Raw genomic sequence first — 13,566 nt, 5'->3', positions numbered from 1 at the left:
CGACCCTGGGTTACCTCAGTCCTATCGACTTCGAACGTGAAGCTGGGGTAGCCTGAATGAACTTATCTCGGTGTCCATCAAACCGGCAGCAGGCCAGACCGACCGCTATCAGAGAGCCGCAAAACGCCCATCAATGGCCGGAATGTCGCGCAAAGCCGCCTGTTAACTTAACATCGACTCAGCGAAGGGTCGCTGACCACCCCGTAGCCGTCCTCAATTCCCCCGACGGGTCATGAATGCCAGTCGTTCGAACATCATGACGTCCTGTTCATTCTTCAAAAGCGCGCCGTGCAGCGGTGGGATCGCCTTTTTGGGATCGCGTGATTGCAGGACATCGAGCGGCATGTCTTCGGCCAAAAGCAGTTTCAGCCAATCGAGCAGTTCGCTGGTCGATGGCTTTTTCTTCAGGCCGGGCACGTCGCGGACTTCATAGAATATGTCCATGGCCTTGCTGACCAGAATTTTCTGGATGCCGGGGAAATGGACATCGACGATGGCCTGCATCGTGTCGCGATCAGGGAATTTGATGTAGTGAAAGAAACAGCGGCGCAGGAATGCGTCGGGCAGTTCCTTTTCATTGTTGGACGTGATGATGACGATGGGGCGGTCCTTCGCCTTCACCATCTCGCCGGTTTCATAGACATGGAATTCCATGCGATCGAGTTCCTGCAACAGGTCGTTGGGGAATTCGATGTCGGCCTTGTCGATTTCGTCAATCAGCAGGACGGGAAGCTGGGGCGCGGTGAATGCCTCCCACAGCTTGCCTTTGCGGATATAGTTGGAAATGTCGTGCACGCGCTCATCGCCCAGCTGGCCATCGCGCAGGCGGGCAACCGCGTCATATTCGTACAGGCCCTGCTGCGCCTTGGTCGTCGATTTGACATTCCATTCGATCAACGGCGCGCCGGCAGCCTTGGCAATTTCATAGGCCAGCACGGTCTTGCCGGTGCCGGGTTCGCCCTTTACCAGCAGCGGACGGCGCAACGTGACAGCCGCGTTTACCGCGACTTTCAGATCGTCAGTTGCCACATATTGCTGCGTGCCTTCAAAGCGCATTCCTGCTTACCCCATCATGATCGATGAGGCAGGGCATAGCATGGGGACGGGGAGGCGCAAGATTTTTGCGCCAGAATTCAGTCGATCTGCCGGGCCAGCGCCCGCGCACTCAACAGATCCCACAGGCCGCGATGCTGGCCCAGAAGCTGACGTGCGCCAAAGTGAATGGCCCGCTCGATGCTCTCATCTTCACAAATCGTGTTGGCAACGGTCAGTGTTTCATGGCGATCGGGCAGCAAGGTGCGACGCGGGCTCAGTCCCAGGCGCAGTGCGGCGGCATCCAAGATTTGCCGTATCGCAATCCAGTCGAGCGCCAATGCAAAGGCCGCGCCCATCGCGCAACCGCGCCGGTCGGACTGGGCAAGCATGTCCAGTGCATGCCGCTGGGCCATGACGGCCGCTTCGGTGTCCCCCTGACCTGCTGTACTGGGCGCGGGGCCTGCAACGACAGCCAATTGTGTCAAATAGGTCCGTTCGGCGGCAAAGCCGTCCGCAGCCTGAATCAACCAGCTTCGTGCGCTATCATCGGTGGTGCGCATCGCGGCATGATCGATGACGCCGGGGTGGCGGCCATGTAACATGCACAAAAAGTGCACGGCGTCTGCCAGATTGGGGAGGTTGCGCGTCAAATCGCCGCCCTGGCCCATGCCATTGGCGGAGGCATGTTCGTGCCCGGTCGTGCCATCGACATCAGCCAGCGTCGTCAGCAAATCGGATATGCTGCCAACATTCCGCTGTCTCGCCGGATTTCCGTTCATGCGCATCGCCCTTTGCCAGCACCTGAAGGTGCGAAATTGCCGTTGAGGAAAGGGATTAGCGCGATAGCGTAAACACCCCGTTTACACGGGGCATTATTTAGCGGGAAATTTCGGCGGGAAAGGCAAAAAATACTTATTGATCAAGGAAGCTGCGCATTCTCCGGCTGCGGCTGGGATGTTTCAATTTCCGTAGCGCCTTTGCTTCGATCTGGCGGATACGTTCGCGGGTGACCGAAAACTGCTGACCGACTTCCTCCAGCGTATGGTCCGTGTTCATGCCGATACCAAAACGCATGCGCAGCACGCGTTCCTCACGCGGGGTGAGGCTGGCAAGGACGCGGGTGACCGTTTCCTTCAGGTTCGCCTGAATCGCGGCATCGACCGGGATGATCGCATTCTTGTCCTCAATGAAGTCGCCCAGATGCGAATCTTCCTCATCCCCGATCGGGGTTTCGAGGGAGATCGGCTCCTTGGCGATTTTCATCACCTTGCGCACTTTTTCAAGCGGCATGGAAAGGCGCTCGGCCATTTCCTCCGGCGTCGGTTCGCGTCCCTGTTCGTGCAGGAACTGGCGACTGGTCCGCACGAGCTTGTTGATCGTTTCGATCATGTGGACGGGAATTCTGATCGTGCGTGCCTGATCAGCGATTGAGCGCGTGATTGCCTGTCTGATCCACCATGTCGCGTAAGTGCTGAATTTGTAGCCGCGACGATATTCGAATTTGTCGACGGCTTTCATCAGGCCGATATTGCCTTCCTGGATTAGATCAAGGAACTGCAGGCCGCGGTTCGTATATTTCTTGGCGATGGAAATGACGAGGCGCAGGTTTGCTTCCACCATTTCCTTTTTGGCGATGCGCGCTTCCCGCTCGCCCTTTTGCACCATGTTGACGATGCGGCGGAATTCGGACAGCGACATGCCGGTTGCTTGCGCGATTTCGGAAATTTCCACACGGATGCGATCGACCGCTCCTACTTCCTGCCCGGCAAAGGCGGCCCATTTCTTGTCAATGCGACCGACATTTTCCAGCCAGCCGTCTTCCAGTTCATGATTGACATAGGCATCAAGGAACGCCTTGCGCGGTACCTTGTGCCGTTCGGCCAGACGGAGCATCTGTCCGCCAAGCGCGGTCAGACGCCGGTTATAGGCATATAGCTGATCGACCAGATATTCGATCTTGGCGCCGTGGAACTGCACGCTTTCCACATGGGCGGTCAGTTCTTCACGCAGCTTGTGATATTTATTTTCTTCGTTCCTGGGGAAGTCGTCGCCCGCGCCCAAAGCATCCAGTCGCGCCGTTTGCACCCTGGAAAATTTCTTGAACAGGCTGGTAATCGTTTCGAATTTTTCCAGCGCGCCGGGTTTCAGCAATTCTTCCATGGCGGCGAGCGAGAGGGTGTTGTCTTCCTCGTCATCATCATCTTCGCCGGGACGCTTGGCGCGCCGCTCAGTCATGGAGTCCTCTTCGTCCTCCTCGGCTTCTTCCTCAACGTCCTCTTCTTCCTTGAAGGTCGGGCCAGCGGTCTTCTCGCTTATCTCGCCATCCTCTTCCGCACCCTCTTCCAGGTTTTCGGGCGCCGGGTCCTTGGACAGCATCGCGTCCAGGTCCAGGATTTCGCGCAACTGCATCTCGCCGTTGTTGAGCGCGGTCGACCATTCGATGATGGCGTTGAAGGTGATCGGACTTTCGCAAAGCCCCAGGATCATTGTGTCCCGACCGGCCTCGATGCGCTTCGCGATGGCGATTTCGCCCTCGCGGCTCAGCAGCTCGACAGCCCCCATTTCGCGCAGATACATGCGCACAGGGTCGTCGGTGCGGTCGATCGTTTCTTTCTTTTTTTCCGGAACCGAGGTGGAGGCCGCGTCCTCATCCTCCTCGGGTTGGTCAATCGCTTCGACCTCTTCCTCGGGACGCTCCTCGCCGTCTTCGCTGGCTTCCTCGTTTTCGACGATGTTGACGCCCATATCGTTGAGTGCAGCCATGACGTCCTCAATCTGCTCGGATGACATCTGATCCTGAGGCAAAGCGCTGTTCAGTTCGTCATAGGTAATATATCCACGTTTTTTCGCGCGGCTTATCAGTTTTTTGACCGACGCTTCGTTCAGGTCGAGCAATGGCGCATCGCCGTTGTCCATATCGTCGGTTTGCGTTTTGTTCGCCTTGCTCGCCATTTATTCGCCTTAAACCTGTTTAACGTCCCACGGCCGTCATAAATTATCGTCAGGCTGCATCAGATCAGCGAGTCGCTGTTCATGCTCGGCTTTCATTTCCCGCAACTTTTGTTGTTGCGCGAAACTGGCCTCGTCAAACGCTTCGCCCATCCTGCGCGTCGCTTCGGTCAGCGCGCTTTCTATTTCCGGTCCCGCCACCATGACCCGAATCGCCTCGCCCAGATCACGACATGCGCGACCGGGATCAGCATCCTTGCGGGTGAAGGTGAAATTCAGCGCATCGGCCCGAAGCAGCCCTCTCGCCATATTATACAATTCACTCTGCCCCAATATGGTAAGGAGGGCGTCTGTATCAAGTATTTCCTTCGTCATTGCTGATGAAAGCAGAAATTCCATCAGGGTGGCCATTTGCGAATCGGCAATTCGCAAATGCGAAAGTTCTTCCAGATGCGCCCGTATCTCCATCGGATAGCGGATCAGGCCGCTGAGCACGCCGCGCAGCAAGATGCCTTCCATGCCCGAACCACTGATGGCACGCGCTTCACCGCCAGCAGGCTCGAAGGCAGGACGAAAGCCCTTTTTCTGCCATTTTTGTCGATCCCGCCACGGCTGAGGAAAGCTATTTGGACGCCGCCTGTATAATAGTTCGTCCAGCCGCTCACGAAAGGCCTGCCCATAAAGGCGGCGAATATCGTCATGTCCGATCTGCGCTACGATGTCGCGGAACCGTTGTTTCAATCCGGCCTGTTGTTCAGGGGTCTCAAGCGGGCCATTCGCCACTTCATATGTCCATAGTCGCTCGACCAGCGGTTGTGCACGACTCACTATCGCTTCAAACGCGGCAGCGCCCTCGTTGCGAATCAGATCGTCGGGATCCTGTCCCGTAGGCAAGGTGGCAAAGGCGAGGCTGTGACCGGGGCGAAGCAGGGGCAGGGCGCGCATGGCCGCGCGGATCGCGGCCTTCTGTCCGGCGGCATCGCCATCGAAACAGAGAATGGGCACTTCCACCATTTTCCACAGCCGTTCGATCTGATGCTCGGTGAGTGCGGTGCCCAGCGGCGCTACGGTTTCGCCAAATCCGGCCTGAGCAAGAGCGACGACGTCCATATAGCCCTCGACCACGATTACGCGCCCGGTTTGCCGCGCGGCAGGCGAGGCGCGGTCGAGATTGTAAAGCGTGCGGCCCTTGTCAAAGAGCGGAGTGTCGGGGGAATTGAGATATTTAGGTTCGCCCGTCCCCAATATCCGTCCACCAAAGGCGATGACACGCCCACGCGGATCGCGGATCGGGATCATCAACCGCCCACGGAAGCGGTCGTAGCTGTCGCGTTTTTTCGATTTGCCACCGTCCGGTTCGGAGGCATCCGGATCGATCAGCAGCCCCGCCTCGATCAAGCGGGACTCGCCATGGCCCTTGAGCGCTTCCTTCAACCGGCTGCGTCCATCCGGGGACAGGCCAAAGCCAAAGGCCTTTGCGGTCGAATCGCTGATCCCGCGCCGTTTGAGATATTCCCGTGCCTGCGCACCATTCGGGTTCTGCAATTGCTCGACGAACCAGTCCTGCGCCGCGCCCATGACATCGTGAAGCGTGGCGGCTTCTTCGGCGCGCCTGGCGGCTTTGGGATCGGGCGCGGGAACATCCAATCCGGCAGTGGCTGCCAACTCCTTCACCGCATCCATGAAGGGCAGGCCGCGCTGTTCCGTCATCCAACTGATGACATCGCCATGCGCCCCACAGCCAAAGCAGTGGTAAAAGCCCTTTTCATCGTTGATCGTGAAACTGGGCGTCTTTTCATTATGAAACGGACAGCACGCCTTATATTCGCGCCCGGCCTTCTGGACCTTCACCGTCTTGCCGATGAGGGTGGAGAGCGTGGTACGGGCGCGCAGTTCGTCGAGAAATTGCGGGGAGAGACTCACTTATCTCCCCTCCCGCTTGCGGGAGGGGTTGGGGGAGGGCGTGTCAGCAATCACCCTCTCAATCTCCTGCACAACACCCTCGACCCGCTCAATCACATCATTATTCCAGAAGCGAATGACCTTGTAACCCTGCGCTTCGAGAAATTTGGTCCGCTTCAGGTCACCCTCTGCCTTCCAATCATGCTGACCGCCATCAACCTCAATCACCAATTTGATGCTGCGGGCCACGAAATCGCATATGAAGGGACCTATGGGGACTTGGCGGTTGAAGCGGGTTCCAGCAACTTTTCGTGCGCTGAGTTGATACCAAAGCTGCTTCTCCGCTTCTGTAGGGTCGTTGCGCATTTCGCGCGCGCGGGCAGTGGGTTTGCTATAGCCTTTATCGACGGCTTTGCCTGTCACATGCCCTCCCCCAACCCCTCCCGCAAGCGGGAGGGGAGTCTTTTAAGAAAGTACCGCCTTCACCAGACCGCTGGCCTTGCTCATGTCGAGCTGCGTGCCATGCCGTTCTTTCAGCACCGCCATCACCTTGCCCATGTCCTTGACGCTTTCCGCGCCGACTTCCGCCTTGATCGCTTCGATGGCGGCGGCGGTTTCCGCCTCGCTCATCTGTGCGGGCAGAAAGCCTTCGATCACATCGACCTCCGCCTGTTCCTTCGCGGCGAGTTCGGCGCGGCCGCCCTGTTCGTACATGGCAATCGATTCGCGCCGCTGCTTCACCATTTTTTGCAGCACTTCGGTCACCAGCGCGTCATCCTCCGGCACCTGCTTTGCGGTGCGCAGTTCGATATCGCGGTCCTTGATCTTGGCAAGAATCAGACGGACAGCGGCGAGCCTTTCCTTGTCGCCTCCTTTCATGGCGGCGGTCTGGGCAGCTTTGATCTGGTCGCGAATCATCGGGCGCTTTCATCCTCTTGTCTGGAAACGTACAGCTATAGCGGGGTATTTCTGATTTTAATAGATTGACCAAAGCGGCGCAGAGGCCTAGTTCCGCGTCCGTTTAGCCTGCTAAATGCGGGCATGCCCAAGAACACAAAAAGGACGATTTGCCATGGCTGACGCCAAATCCCCGACCGTGCCCAAAGGAGCTACCGGGATATTGGTATTGGCGGACGGAACGATCCTGTTCGGGCGTGGTTTCGGCGCAGTCGGCAATGCGGTGGGTGAAGTGTGCTTCAACACCGCCATGACCGGCTATCAGGAGGTGATGACCGACCCCAGCTATGCGGGGCAGATTATTAATTTCACGTTCCCGCATATCGGTAATGTCGGCACCAATGCGGACGATGTGGAGGCCGATGCGCCCCATGCGCTTGGCTGTATCGTGCGCGAGGATGTGACGCGGCCCAGCAGTTTCCGTAATGTGCAGCCATTTGATGAATGGATGAAGGCGAATGGCCGGATCGGACTGGCCGGCATTGATACACGCGCGCTGACCCGTCGTATTCGCCTGTCGGGAGCCCCCAATGCAGTGATCGCACATGATCCCGAGGGCAAGTTCGACATCGACGCGCTGCTGACCAAGGCGCAAAGTTGGCCGGGGCTGGAGGGCATGGACCTCGCCATCGAGGTGACGAACAAGGAAATGCGGCCGTGGAAAGACGGCATCTGGCGGCTTGGTTTTGGCTATGGGGTGGGTGAGGCCGACTCTCCCCTCCCGCTTGCGGGAGGGGCCGAGGGAGGGTCTGTAACCTCCAGCGATGACACTCCCTCCCCTAACCCCTCCCGCTTGCGGGAGGGGAAACAGCGCCCCCATGTCGTCGCGATTGACTATGGCGCAAAGAATAACATCTTCCGCAATCTCGTCCGCGCGGGCGCAAAGGTAACGGTGTTGCCTGCGACGGCTAGCTTTGAGGATGTCATGGCGCAGAAACCCGCCGGTGTGTTCCTCTCCAACGGTCCGGGCGATCCGGCCGCGACGGGCGCATATGCCGTGCCGGTGATCCGCAAGCTGCTTGATGCCGAAATCCCGATCTTCGGCATCTGCCTTGGCCACCAGCTATTGGGCCTGGCGGTCGGCGCAAAGACCGTGAAGATGTTTCAGGGCCATCGCGGCGCCAACCACCCGGTCAAGCGGCTGTCCGACGGCGTGGTAGAAATCACCAGCATGAACCACGGCTTTGCGGTCGATATCGACACGCTGCCCAACAATGCGAAAGTAACGCATGTGTCGCTGTTCGACGGCTCGCTCTGCGGGCTGGAACTGACGGATCGTGCCGCCTTTTCGGTGCAGTACCACCCCGAAGCGTCTCCGGGGCCGCAGGACAGTTTCTATCTGTTCCAGCGGTTTGTGGAGGGGTTGGAGGTGAGCCGTTGACCAAGCTCGGGGAATATTATGCGGCCGCGCTCGTTGATATAGCTCGAGGATTAGATGCTGGCATTACTCTACCAAAAGATAAGCTGCGTCAGACTTTAAGGAGTTTTTGGAAAGTTAAGGCCTCTGAAGAAGATATAAATGACGCGATACGAATATTAAATCGTTGTGACATCTCGTATGTCGAGAGCGATGAATTTGCTGGAACATTTGTTGTAATAAATGAGCGGCGCTTCCAAAGATTTATGGATCGTGTTCAGTCTGAGCGAGAGCAATATGACGACATCATTAGGAGGGCTCCGGACGAAAATTTAGGTATTTCAAGAGCGGAGGAAACCTATTTTCCGTACTTGAATTCCTACAATACTTTTAAGGTTCTTAGAAAATATAGCGCTTTTGGTAACGAATGGTTACGGACAGCTATGGACGAAATTGTTCGACGAACAGCCGTTGGAGAAATTGAAGTTCCTGCTAGTGATCGCGTGGTTCGAATTGATGACAATGACCCTATTGTAGAAGAGATTAAAGTTGCTGCAGCGGAACTGAGAAATAGGCTCACCAATGGCAACGACCTTGGTGATATAGGTTCTGAACAAGCACAAGCTGTTGTTGAAGAGGTGGCTCAAATTGAGTCTTCATTTTCGAAAAAATTCGTGCGGTCGTCGGAATTAATTAGTCGATCTCAAAAGACACTCACGTGGATAGCTGAAAAATCCGCAGGTACATTTGTAGCTCAGGCCGCTACGGCGCTATTTAAATTAATTATGAAATTCTTTGGAATTCCGATCTAATGCCCAAAAGAACAGACATCTCCTCCATCCTCATCATCGGCGCTGGTCCCATCGTCATTGGGCAGGCGTGCGAGTTCGATTATTCGGGTACGCAGGCGTGCAAGGCGTTGAAGGAGGAGGGTTATCGGATCATCCTGGTCAACTCCAACCCGGCGACGATCATGACCGACCCGGACATGGCGGATGCGACCTATATCGAACCGATCACGCCGGAAATCGTGGCGAAGATCATTGAGAAGGAACGACCCGACGCGGTGCTGCCGACCATGGGCGGGCAAACGGCGCTGAACACGGCGCTGGCGCTGTTCAATGACGGCACGCTGGAAAAATATGGCTGCCAGATGATCGGTGCGGATGCGCAGGCCATCGACAAGGCGGAGGACCGGCTGAAATTCCGTGATGCGATGGACAAGATCGGGCTGGAATCCGCGCGGTCGGGCATTGCGCATACGCTGGACGAAGCGCTGGCGGTACTGGAGCGTACCGGGCTTCCCTCTATCATCCGGCCAAGCTTTACCATGGGCGGCACCGGCGGCGGCATTGCCTATAACCGGGATGAGTTCTTGCAGATCGTGACCGGTGGCCTTGATGCCAGCCCCACGACCGAGGTGCTGATCGAGGAATCGCTGCTCGGGTGGAAAGAATATGAGATGGAGGTCGTGCGCGACCGCCATGATAATTGCATCATCATCTGTTCCATCGAAAATGTCGATCCGATGGGCGTGCATACCGGCGACAGCATCACCGTCGCACCCGCGCTGACCCTGACCGACAAGGAATATCAGATCATGCGCAACGCCAGCATTGCGGTGCTGCGTGAAATCGGTGTAGAAACAGGCGGTTCCAACGTACAGTTCGCAGTCAATCCCAAGGACGGGCGGCTGGTCGTCATCGAAATGAATCCGCGCGTGTCGCGCTCGTCGGCACTCGCGTCCAAGGCGACGGGCTTCCCGATTGCCAAGGTCGCCGCGAAGCTGGCCGTTGGCTATACACTTGATGAGATCACCAACGATATTACCGGCGCGACCCCGGCCTCGTTCGAACCGACCATCGACTATGTCGTGACCAAAATCCCCCGCTTTGCCTTTGAAAAGTTCAAAGGCGCGGAGCCTTTGCTCGGCACTGCGATGAAATCGGTGGGCGAGGTGATGGCGATCGGCCGCAACATCCATGAATCGATGCAAAAAGCATTGCGCGGTCTGGAGACGGGCCTGTCCGGCTTCAACTTCGTCGAGCATTTGCAAGGCGCGGCCAAGGACGACATTATCGCGGAACTGGCGCGCCCCACGCCTGATCGTTTGCTGGTCGCCGCGCAGGCTTTGCGTGAAGGGCTGAGCATACAGGAAGTCCATGCCGTCGCTAAATATGACCCCTGGTTTCTGGATCGGATCAAGGAAATCGTCGATGTCGAAAACGACATTTGCGAGAACGGCTTGCCGGGCGATGCCGAGGGTTTGCGCCGTCTCAAAGCCATGGGCTTTTCCGACAAGCGTCTCGCTTTCCTGTCGCTGCAATCCGCCCATTTGCCCAAGGGCACACGCCGCGCCGTTGCGCACAGTTCCGGCCTGATCCACGAAACGGTCAAGGCAATGACCGGCGGCGTGACCGAGGCGGAGGTGCGCGCATTACGGCACCGCCTGAACGTCCGCCCGGTATTCAAGCGGATCGACACCTGCGCTGCGGAGTTCGAAGCCCGCACGCCTTATATGTATTCGACCTACGAAGCCCCGACCTTTGGCGAGCCGGAAAATGAGGCAATGCCTTCGGATCGTAAAAAGATCGTGATCCTTGGTGGTGGTCCCAACCGGATCGGGCAGGGGATCGAGTTCGATTATTGCTGCTGCCACGCCTGTTTTGCGCTGGATGAGGCCGGTTATGAGACGATCATGATCAACTGCAATCCGGAAACGGTGTCGACCGATTATGACACGTCCGACCGCCTTTATTTTGAGCCGCTGACGGTCGAGGACGTGCTTGAAATCCTTGATGTCGAACAATCCAAAGGCACATTGGTCGGTGTCATCGTCCAGTTCGGGGGCCAGACGCCCCTGAGCCTTGCACAAGCGCTGGAGGATGCGGGGATACCCATTCTTGGAACCTCACCCGATGCCATCGACCTCGCCGAAGATCGTGAGCGCTTTGCCAAGCTTGTTCACAAGCTGAAACTCAAGCAACCCGAAAACGGCATTGCGCGCAGCCGGGATGAAGCCATCGCGGTCGCCAACCGCATCGGCTATCCTGTCCTCATTCGTCCCTCCTATGTCCTTGGCGGACGGGCGATGGAGATTGTCGACGGCGAAAGCCAGCTTGACGATTATATCGCCACGGCGGTTCAGGTTTCCGGCGACAGTCCGGTGCTGATCGACCGCTACCTGCGCGACGCGGTGGAGGTGGATGTGGATGCGATTTGCGATGGCACCGACGTGGTCGTCGCGGGCGTGCTCCAGCACATCGAGGAAGCCGGGGTCCATTCGGGCGACAGCGCCTGTTCGCTGCCGCCCTACAGCCTGTCATCAGGCATTATCGCGGAAATCGAGCGGCAGACCGAATTGCTCGCACGCGGCCTGAACGTCCATGGCTTGATGAACATCCAGTTCGCGGTGAAGGATGAAGAGGTTTACCTGATCGAGGTCAACCCGCGTGCCAGCCGCACGGTCCCCTTCGTAGCCAAGGCGATTGGGGCGCCCATTGCGAAGATCGCCGCGCGCGTCATGGCGGGCGAAAAGCTGAAGGATTTGCCGCAGATCAACCGGCACATCGATCATATCGCGGTCAAGGAGGCGGTTTTCCCCTTTGGCCGTTTTCCGGGCACCGACCCTGTATTGTCGCCGGAAATGAAATCGACCGGCGAAGTGATGGGCATCGACAGCGATTTCGCCACTGCCTTCGCAAAGTCACAGCTCGGAGCTGGCGTCATCTTGCCGCAATCAGGCAGCGTCTTCATTTCGGTCAAGGACAGCGACAAGATAGTCATCCTGCCCGCTGCCAGGAAAATCGCTGCCCTGGGCTTCAATATCGTTGCGACCGGCGGAACGGCGCGTTTCCTCGCCGATGCGGGAATCAAGGTCGAGGAAGTCAACAAAGTTGCGCTGGGTCGCCCGCATATCGTCGACAAGATCAAGGATGGCGGCATCGACCTGATCTTCAATTCGACTGAAGGCTGGCAATCGCTTAAGGACAGCCAGTCGATCCGTGCGTCAGCGCTTGCTATGAAAATTCCGTCATTCACAACGGCGGCGGGAAGCGTCGCGGCGGTGGAGGCGATCGAAGCATTGCGTGGACACACTCTTGAAGTGCGTGCGCTGCAATCCTATTATGAACATTCGCACGCTTGATCTCCGACAATCTGTGTGATGCTGCGGTGGCCAGTCAGGGTGGGCCGCGTGATGAGATTTTTGACAAAGGAACGCTAGATGGCGACCGTTGAGAAAATGCCGATGCTCGCCGAAGGGCACGAAAAAATGACGGCGCAGTTGCGTTTGTTAAAGGCGGAGCGGCCAAAAATCGTTGAGGCGATTGAAGAAGCCCGCGCCCATGGCGACCTTTCGGAAAATGCCGAATATCATGCGGCCAAGGAACGGCAGGGCCAGGTCGAAGCGACCATTGGGGATCTGGAAGACAAGCTCAGCCGCGCCCAGATTATCGATCCAAAGTCCCTGTCAGGCGACAAGATCGTGTTTGGCGCGACTGTGACGTTGCTGGACGATGATGAAAAGCCGGTCACGTACCAGATCGTCGGTCAGGCAGAAGCGGACGCCAAATCGGGCAAGATCAGCTATAACAGCCCGCTTGGCCGCGCATTGATCGGCCGCAAGGTCGATGACGAGGTCGAAGTGACCGTGCCGTCGGGCGACCGCTGTTATTATGTCTCCAAAATCGAGTTTATCTAACCGCCCGTGAATATTCCCGGTGGGAAAATGACAAATTGGCTGGCCGGGAGCATCGTCGCGGCCTTCCTGTTGTCGTCTTTTATCTGGGGCGTGGATTATGCGGCGGTCTTTGGCGGCTTTATCCCGCTGCGCGCTACAGGCGGGCTTGATGTGCCAGGTGGCGTTCCGGTCTGGTTGACGCCGCTATCGGCTGCTTTCCTGCATGCAGGCTTCATGCATCTGGCGTTCAACATGCTGATGCTGTTCTTTTGCGGGCGCTTTGTCGAAACGATATTGGGCGGCAAGCTGTTGCTGGTGCTTTTCGTGATTGGCGCTTATGCTGCGGCTGCAACCGAATTTGCGTTCAATCCGGCTTCCGATAGTCCGATGATCGGGGCGAGCGGTGCCATTTCCGCCGTTCTTGGCACCTATGCATTGCTCTATAGCCAGCGCGAGGTAAAGGCGATTGGCCCATTTTCGGCTAATTTTATACGTGTAATCTGGCTGGCAGCCGCTTGGACCATCATCCAATTGATGGTCGGATTCGTCAGTTTTGGCGGCCTTGGACGTATTGCCATCGGCGCGCACATCGGCGGTTTCATAGCAGGTCTTATACTGACGCGACCGCTTGTCCATGTGCGGTTCAAGAGCAAGCGATAGCGCGATCTGTTTGACTCATCGAAGG

11 protein-coding genes are annotated in these 13,566 nt (G+C 57.3%); 5 read left to right on the top strand and 6 right to left on the bottom strand.

The annotated features are described in order from the left end of the window. Nucleotides 1-213: 213 nt before the first annotated feature. From L3X40_RS15795 to L3X40_RS15770, 6 genes are all read right to left on the bottom strand, one after another. Nucleotides 214-1,056, bottom strand: a complete 843-nt coding sequence (locus L3X40_RS15795; protein ID WP_237366439.1) for an AAA family ATPase — start codon at nucleotides 1,054-1,056, stop codon at nucleotides 214-216. Between the two features lie 77 nt (nucleotides 1,057-1,133). After that, the gene (locus L3X40_RS15790; protein ID WP_237366438.1) at nucleotides 1,134-1,814 is read right to left on the bottom strand and encodes a DUF6975 family protein; all 681 of its coding nucleotides are present in this window, start codon (nucleotides 1,812-1,814) and stop codon (nucleotides 1,134-1,136) included. A 133-nt stretch (nucleotides 1,815-1,947) separates the two neighbouring features. Beyond that, on the bottom strand, nucleotides 1,948-3,987 hold the full coding sequence (gene rpoD, locus L3X40_RS15785; protein ID WP_237366437.1) for an RNA polymerase sigma factor RpoD: 2,040 nt from the start codon (nucleotides 3,985-3,987) through the stop codon (nucleotides 1,948-1,950). A 36-nt stretch (nucleotides 3,988-4,023) separates the two neighbouring features. Beyond that, nucleotides 4,024-5,907 (bottom strand): DNA primase, encoded by a 1,884-nt coding sequence (dnaG, locus tag L3X40_RS15780; RefSeq protein ID WP_237366436.1) that lies wholly within the window; start codon nucleotides 5,905-5,907, stop codon nucleotides 4,024-4,026. Beyond that, the gene (locus tag L3X40_RS15775; RefSeq protein WP_237366435.1) at nucleotides 5,908-6,309 is read right to left on the bottom strand and encodes an endonuclease domain-containing protein; all 402 of its coding nucleotides are present in this window, start codon (nucleotides 6,307-6,309) and stop codon (nucleotides 5,908-5,910) included. It lies immediately after the preceding gene. 42 nt (nucleotides 6,310-6,351) lie between these two features. Further along, the gene (locus L3X40_RS15770) at nucleotides 6,352-6,804 is read right to left on the bottom strand and encodes a GatB/YqeY domain-containing protein (protein ID WP_237366434.1); all 453 of its coding nucleotides are present in this window, start codon (nucleotides 6,802-6,804) and stop codon (nucleotides 6,352-6,354) included. Nucleotides 6,805-6,958: 154 nt separating this feature from the next. Between L3X40_RS15770 and carA the strand changes: the two genes are divergently transcribed. From carA to L3X40_RS15745, 5 genes are all read left to right on the top strand, one after another. Further along, nucleotides 6,959-8,224: a glutamine-hydrolyzing carbamoyl-phosphate synthase small subunit gene (gene carA, locus L3X40_RS15765; RefSeq protein ID WP_237366433.1), complete on the top strand. Its 1,266-nt coding sequence runs from the start codon at nucleotides 6,959-6,961 to the stop codon at nucleotides 8,222-8,224. After that, entirely contained in the window at nucleotides 8,221-9,012 is a 792-nt protein-coding gene (locus L3X40_RS15760) for a hypothetical protein (RefSeq protein WP_237366432.1), read from the top strand. Before carA ends, L3X40_RS15760 begins: the two co-directional genes overlap by 4 nt. Then, nucleotides 9,012-12,347, top strand: coding sequence for a carbamoyl-phosphate synthase large subunit (carB, locus tag L3X40_RS15755; protein WP_237366431.1), 3,336 nt, complete (start codon nucleotides 9,012-9,014; stop codon nucleotides 12,345-12,347). The genes L3X40_RS15760 and carB overlap by 1 nt, the downstream gene beginning before the upstream one ends. Before the next feature lie 78 nt (nucleotides 12,348-12,425). Beyond that, nucleotides 12,426-12,902: a transcription elongation factor GreA gene (greA, locus tag L3X40_RS15750; protein ID WP_237366430.1), complete on the top strand. Its 477-nt coding sequence runs from the start codon at nucleotides 12,426-12,428 to the stop codon at nucleotides 12,900-12,902. Between the two features lie 27 nt (nucleotides 12,903-12,929). Further along, the gene (locus L3X40_RS15745; protein WP_237366429.1) at nucleotides 12,930-13,541 is read left to right on the top strand and encodes a rhomboid family intramembrane serine protease; all 612 of its coding nucleotides are present in this window, start codon (nucleotides 12,930-12,932) and stop codon (nucleotides 13,539-13,541) included. Nucleotides 13,542-13,566: the final 25 nt, after the last annotated feature.

Source organism: Rhizorhapis sp. SPR117 (assembly GCF_021742065.1).
This window is presented reverse-complemented; position numbering and strand designations above follow the sequence as displayed.

Coding starts and splice junctions, on each gene's coding strand:
- L3X40_RS15795 (WP_237366439.1), bottom strand. CDS start 1,056: ATGCGCTTTGAAGGCACGCAGCAATATGTGGCAACTGACGATCTGAAA.
- L3X40_RS15790 (WP_237366438.1), bottom strand. CDS start 1,814: ATGAACGGAAATCCGGCGAGACAGCGGAATGTTGGCAGCATATCCGAT.
- rpoD (WP_237366437.1), bottom strand. CDS start 3,987: ATGGCGAGCAAGGCGAACAAAACGCAAACCGACGATATGGACAACGGC.
- L3X40_RS15770 (WP_237366434.1), bottom strand. CDS start 6,804: ATGATTCGCGACCAGATCAAAGCTGCCCAGACCGCCGCCATGAAAGGA.
- carA (WP_237366433.1), top strand. CDS start 6,959: ATGGCTGACGCCAAATCCCCGACCGTGCCCAAAGGAGCTACCGGGATA.
- carB (WP_237366431.1), top strand. CDS start 9,012: ATGCCCAAAAGAACAGACATCTCCTCCATCCTCATCATCGGCGCTGGT.
- greA (WP_237366430.1), top strand. CDS start 12,426: ATGGCGACCGTTGAGAAAATGCCGATGCTCGCCGAAGGGCACGAAAAA.
- L3X40_RS15745 (WP_237366429.1), top strand. CDS start 12,930: ATGACAAATTGGCTGGCCGGGAGCATCGTCGCGGCCTTCCTGTTGTCG.